6 protein-coding genes are annotated in these 5,120 nt (G+C 74.5%); 2 read left to right on the forward strand and 4 right to left on the reverse strand.

What is annotated here, in order from left to right; genetic code table 11:
* Positions 1-890: helix-turn-helix transcriptional regulator (locus tag ACOV8S_RS04390; protein WP_448316199.1), on the reverse strand; the 890-nt coding region annotated here is incomplete at its 3' end.
* A 135-nt stretch (positions 891-1,025) separates the two neighbouring features.
* Between ACOV8S_RS04390 and ACOV8S_RS04395 the strand changes: the two genes are divergently transcribed.
* Entirely contained in the window at positions 1,026-1,580 is a 555-nt protein-coding gene (locus tag ACOV8S_RS04395; RefSeq protein ID WP_448316200.1) for a DinB family protein, read from the forward strand.
* Positions 1,581-1,598: 18 nt separating this feature from the next.
* Here ACOV8S_RS04395 and ACOV8S_RS04400 read toward each other — a convergent pair whose 3' ends face one another.
* Positions 1,599-2,210, reverse strand: a complete 612-nt coding sequence (locus tag ACOV8S_RS04400; protein WP_448316201.1) for an RBBP9/YdeN family alpha/beta hydrolase — start codon at positions 2,208-2,210, stop codon at positions 1,599-1,601.
* 331 nt (positions 2,211-2,541) lie between these two features.
* On the opposite strand from ACOV8S_RS04400, the gene ACOV8S_RS04405 reads away from it, so the two are divergent.
* Positions 2,542-3,162, forward strand: a complete 621-nt coding sequence (locus ACOV8S_RS04405) for a DinB family protein (protein ID WP_448316202.1) — start codon at positions 2,542-2,544, stop codon at positions 3,160-3,162.
* Here ACOV8S_RS04405 and ACOV8S_RS04410 read toward each other — a convergent pair.
* Both ACOV8S_RS04410 and ACOV8S_RS04415 read right to left on the reverse strand, forming a co-directional pair.
* On the reverse strand, positions 3,134-3,526 hold the full coding sequence (locus ACOV8S_RS04410) for a VOC family protein (RefSeq protein ID WP_448316203.1): 393 nt from the start codon (positions 3,524-3,526) through the stop codon (positions 3,134-3,136). The genes ACOV8S_RS04405 and ACOV8S_RS04410 overlap by 29 nt on opposite strands.
* A gap of 149 nt (positions 3,527-3,675) precedes the next feature.
* Positions 3,676-5,091: an FAD-dependent oxidoreductase gene (locus ACOV8S_RS04415; protein ID WP_448316204.1), complete on the reverse strand. Its 1,416-nt coding sequence runs from the start codon at positions 5,089-5,091 to the stop codon at positions 3,676-3,678.
* Between the last annotated feature and the right edge of the window lie 29 nt (positions 5,092-5,120).

The following is a 5,120-nucleotide window of genomic DNA, read 5'->3' on the forward strand; positions in this document are numbered from 1 at the left end:
ACCTGGAAGTCCGCCCCCGCCATGCCCACGGCCGTCACCGCCCAGTTCAGGTCGTCCGTGGTCAGCTCCACCCGGCAGCGGGCGCCGTCCGTCTCCTCCACCCGGCACCAGCGGCCGATCCGCTGCCGGACGGTGTCCGCCGGGGCGTCGACCAGTACCTCCACGCGGTGCGGGCGCGGCAGGTTCTCCAGTCCCGCCCTGACGAAGGCCGCGGTGTCGGCGGCGGGAAGCGACCTGGGCCGGAACCGGTCGCCGGTGGCCTCCGGGGAGCTGAGCCGGTCGAGCCGGAAACTGCGCCAGTCCGCCCGGTCCACGTCGTAGGCGACCAGGTACCAGCGCCGGCCCAGCGGCACCAGGCGGTGCGGCTCGGCATGGCGCTCGGTGCGGGTGCCGTCGGCGGCGCGGTAGCCGAACAGGAGGCGCTCCTCGTTCCGGCAGGCCAGCGCCACCGTGGTCAGCACCGAGGGATCCACCGCGGGGCCCTCGCCGCCGCCGCACCGGACCGGAACCGTCACCTCCTGCAGCGCCTCCACCCGGCGGCGCAGACGGGCAGGCATCACCCGCACCACCTTCGCCAGCGCCCGCACCGACGAGTCGGCCATCCCCTCCACCGCGTTCTGCGCCGCCGCCTGGAGACCGAGGACCAGAGCCACCGCCTCCTCGTCGTCGATCACCAGCGGCGGCAACGCGGCGCCGGTCGCCAGCTGGTAGCCGCCGTCCACCCCGCGGTTCGCCTCCACCGGGTAGCCCAGCTCGCGGAGCCGGTCGACGTCCCGGCGCAGCGTCCGCGCCGAGACGCCCAGCCGGTCGGCGAGCTCGGTCCCCGGCCAATAACGGTGCGTCTGCAACAAAGAGAGCAACCTCAGGGTACGAGCACTGGTGTTCGCCATGTCATCCAGTGTGGTGGCGATTGCGGACAGAAACCGGCCGCAATGCGATCTAGCGTGGACCTGTCCGAGGACGAGGGGGACGACCGGCCTACGGCACCGCGTCCCCCTGGCAATGAGAACGAAGGCGATACCGAGATGAGCGTCGAAGAAATGATCACGACGGCAGACACCACCGGAACCCTCGAGGGCGAGCGCGCAGACATCCTGGAGATGCTGGTGCGCCACCGCCAGTTCCTGCGCATGACCGTGCGTGGCATCACCGACGAGCAGGCCCGGCACCGGCCCACCGTGAGCGAGCTGAGCCTCGGCGGGCTGATCAAGCACGTGACCTCGGTGGAGAAGGCGTGGGCCGACTTCATCCTCACGGGGCCCTCCGCCCTCGGTGACTTCGAGACCATGACGGAGGCGGACTGGGAGAAGCGCGCGGCCGACTTCCACATGCTTCCCGACGAGACGCTGGCCGGGCTGCTCGAGGCCTACGACCGGGTGGCGGCCCGCACCGACGGCCTGGTGGCCACCCTGCCCGACCTGGACGCGAGCCACCCGCTGCCCAAGGCCCCCTGGTTCGAGGGGGACCGCAGCTGGTCCGCCCGGCGGACCCTGCTCCACATCGTCGCGGAGACCTCCCAGCACGCCGGGCACGCCGACATCATCCGCGAGACCCTGGACGGCGCGAAGACGATGGGCTGATCCGCCGCTCCGGCCGGCTCAGCGGGTCGCGCCCACCGGGGAGTCGGCGGCGGGGGAGAGACACCAGTCGAGGAGGGCGGACCACGGGCCGTAGCCGGAGTCCGGGTTCAGGTGGGCGGTGCCGGGCAGGACGTCCGCCGGCACCGCCGACGGACGCGCGTAGGCCGCGTCGGCGCCCTCCACGCAGTACGGGTCGTCGTCGGCGCAGACCACCCGGGTGTGCCGGGCGGCGGCGCCCAGCTGGGCGGGGGTGACCGGCGGCGCGGTGAACGCGGTGATCTCGGGGGCGTCGCGCAGGAAGGCGGGCCCGGGCGGCGCGATCAGCAGGACCCGGTCCACGGGATCGCGGACCAGGCCGCGGTCGACGGCGTGCAGCCAGGTGCAGCAGGCGAGGCTGTGACACAGGACGGTGCGGCGCCGGGCGCGCAGCGAGGCCAGGTGCCCCTCGTACTCCGCCAGCCAGACGTCCAGGCTCGGCTCGTCGGGGTCGGGCAGCTGGGGGTACACCACCTCGTGCCCCAGACCGGTGAGCCGGTCGGCCAGCCAGTGCTGCCAGTGGTCGGCCGGCCGGCGGTTCTGCCAGCCGTGCAGGATCAGGAAGCCCTGTCCGGGCGTGCTGTCGTCGCTCATCGCCCCATGATCGACCGCCGCCGGACGAGGCGTCCAGCACGGTCCGGCAGGCGAACGCCCTCCGCCCGACCGGCCGGAACGGCACGTCGGCCGCCGGCCGGGAACGGCACCCCGGTCGCGCACGGAACGGCACCCCTGCCGCCGGATGGGTGGGGCACCACCGTGCGCGCCCGGAACGGCGCCCCGGACGGAGACCGGAACAACGCACCGGACCGCGGACCAGGACCGCGGACCAGGACCGCGGACCAGGACGGCGCACCGGACGGCGGACCGGGAGGGGCTCGGGGCGCGGCGCCCCGGGCGAGGCGGCCCGCCGCCCTACGGTGGAGAGATGTCCATCGACTGGAACCACGAGCTGGTCGAGCAGCTCGACCGGCACTGGCGCCACCAGCTGCGGCCGCGGCTGGCCGGCCTCACCGACGACGAGTACTTCTGGGAACCGGTGGGAGGCTGCTGGAGCGTCCGCCCGCAGGGCACGAGCACCGCTCCGCTCGCGGTGGGCGGCGGCGCGTTCACCATCGACTACGCCAGCCCCGAGCCCGACCCGCCGCCGGTGACCACGATCGCCTGGCGGCTGGGCCACATGGTGGTCGGCGTGCTGGGCCTGCGGGTCGCCGCGCACTTCGGCGGGCCGGCCGTGGAGTACACGGCCTTCCCCTGGGCCGGCACCGCCGACCAGGCCCTCGCCCAGCTCGACGAGGCGTACGCGGCATGGACGGCCGGGGTGCGGCGCCTGGGCGAGGAAGGGCTCGCCCGCCGCTGCGGCCCCGCGGAACACGACTTCGCCGAGTACCCGATGGCGTCGCTCGTCCTGCACATCCATCGCGAGATGATCCACCACGGGGCGGAGGTCGCGCTGCTGCGCGACCTCCACCGCTCCCACGGCCCGGGCGGTGCCCTCCTCGGTTCCGACCGCCGCGCGGTCAGGGCCGGGCGTACGGACGGGTCATGATCTCCATGTTGTGGCCGTCCGGGTCGGCAAAGTACGCGCCGCGTCCGCCGAAGAGCCGGTTGACGCGGCCCGGCTCGGTGTGGCGCGGGTCGGCGAAGTAGGTGACGCCCAGGGCCTCCAGGCGGTCCACCATCGCGTCGAACTGCTCCTCGGGGACCAGGAACGCGTAGTGCTGGCCCTGGACCGGCTCGTCGCGCTTCTCGTAGAAGTCGAGCGTGACGCCGTTGCCGAGGTCGACCGGGAGGAAGGGGCCGAAGGGGGCCCCGACCCGCAGGCCGAGGACGGCGGCGAGGAATTCGGCGGACAGCGCGCGGTCCCTGGCGTGGACGACGACGTGGTCGAGCTGGACTGCGGTGACGGACATACGGGTGACGCTCCAGTGTCGGTTCCGGAAGGTGGAGGTGCGGGGATCCGGAACCGGGGGCGGGCCGCGGGCCCGCGCCGACGTCACGCCGAGGCCGGGCGCCTCACTCGTGTGTGGCCCGTGGCCGACCCGGCAGTCATGGCAGCAGTCTAGACGGAGGGCGTCCGCTCCACGGCGCTCACCGGAAGTCCCACCGCCCGCAGCTCGGCCTCGCTCAGCGGCGGGCCGTCCAGCAGGGGTTTGCGGCGGCCGAGGAGGAGCACGGCGAGCATGTCCGGTCGCATCAGCCGGGTGGCCGGACACTCCATGCTCATGACGTCGAGCAGGATGCGCAGCGCCCGCGGGTTGCGGGCGCCGGCGTCGACGGCACGGTCCACGTACCCGGCCAGCAGCCGCTCCGCGCGGCTCGGCGGCCGGTCGGCGGCGCCCGGGTAGAACACGTCCTGCCCGACCGCCAGCTTCCACGCGTTCTCCACCGGCCGTGCCGCGGCCCGCTGGACCCGCCGGGCGGTCGACGGGTCGGTGAGGTCGTGCCGCCGCAGTACCTCGCGCAGCGCGACGACGCTCTGCGCGGCGGCGCTCACCCCGTGCCCGTACACCGGGTTGTAGCCGGCGATCGCGTCGCCCAGCACGACGAAGCCGGCCGGCAGACGCCTGGCCCGCTCGTAGTAGCGGCGCCGGTTGGCGGTGCTGCGCGTGGTGACCACCGGCCCCAACGGCTCGGCGTCGGCGATCAGTTCACCGATCACCGGATGAGGGAGGGAACGCGCGAACGGCACGAAGGCCTCGGGGTCGGAGGTCGGGCGCCCGTCACGGCTGCCGGCCAGGGTGACCAGCCAGCGGCCGCCCTCGATCGGGTTGAGGATGCCGCCCCGTCCCATCGGGGCGTGCGGATCCGCCTGGACGTTGACCACCGGGAAGCGCTCGGCCCCCGCAGGGGCACGGTAGAGACGGCTGGCGTAGCCCATGCCCGAGTCGACGGTGCGCTCCGGCACCGGAGGCAGCCCCAGTTCCGCCAGCCAGACGGGGGCGCGGCCCGCCCGTCCGCTCGCGTCCACCACCAGGTCCGCGGTCAGCCGCTCGCGCGCCCCGCCCTCACCGGCCATCACGTCCACGCCGACGACCCGGTCCGGCGCGCCCGCGAGCCCGACCGCCTCGACGCCGGTCCGCAGCGTCACCCGCGCGTCGCGCAGCACCCGGGCGCGGACCACGGCGTCCAGCAGGTCCCGGCCGCACACCACGTTGGTGTGCCGGGAACGCGTGAAGCGGCGGAACCACTGCCCCGAGGGGGCCTTGGAGACCAGGTCCGTCATGATCCGGGCGCGCCAGGCACCCCTGGCCGTCAACTCCTCCGCCAGACCCGGCAGCAGCGACTCCATGGCCTTCACCCCGCCCGACCACAGCACGTGCGCGTGCCGGGCCTGCGGCAGGCCCCGGCGCGGTTCGGGCCCCTGGGGAAGCCGGTCGCGTTCGACGACGGTGACGTCGGCGTACTCGGCCAGGACGGCGGCGGCCAGCATTCCGGTGATGCTGCCGCCGACGACGACGGCGGTGCGGCGGGACATGGGCGGACTCTTTCGCAGGGGATCAGGGG

The organism is Streptomyces sp. CO7, from assembly GCF_053474865.1.

Bases quoted from the DNA above. Each gene is read 5' to 3' on its own strand.
- ACOV8S_RS04415 (WP_448316204.1), bottom strand. From the start codon at position 5,091: ATGTCCCGCCGCACCGCCGTCGTCGTCGGCGGCAGCATCACCGGAATG.
- ACOV8S_RS04405 (WP_448316202.1), top strand. From the start codon at position 2,542: ATGTCCATCGACTGGAACCACGAGCTGGTCGAGCAGCTCGACCGGCAC.
- ACOV8S_RS04410 (WP_448316203.1), bottom strand. From the start codon at position 3,526: ATGTCCGTCACCGCAGTCCAGCTCGACCACGTCGTCGTCCACGCCAGG.
- ACOV8S_RS04400 (WP_448316201.1), bottom strand. From the start codon at position 2,210: ATGAGCGACGACAGCACGCCCGGACAGGGCTTCCTGATCCTGCACGGC.
- ACOV8S_RS04395 (WP_448316200.1), top strand. From the start codon at position 1,026: ATGAGCGTCGAAGAAATGATCACGACGGCAGACACCACCGGAACCCTC.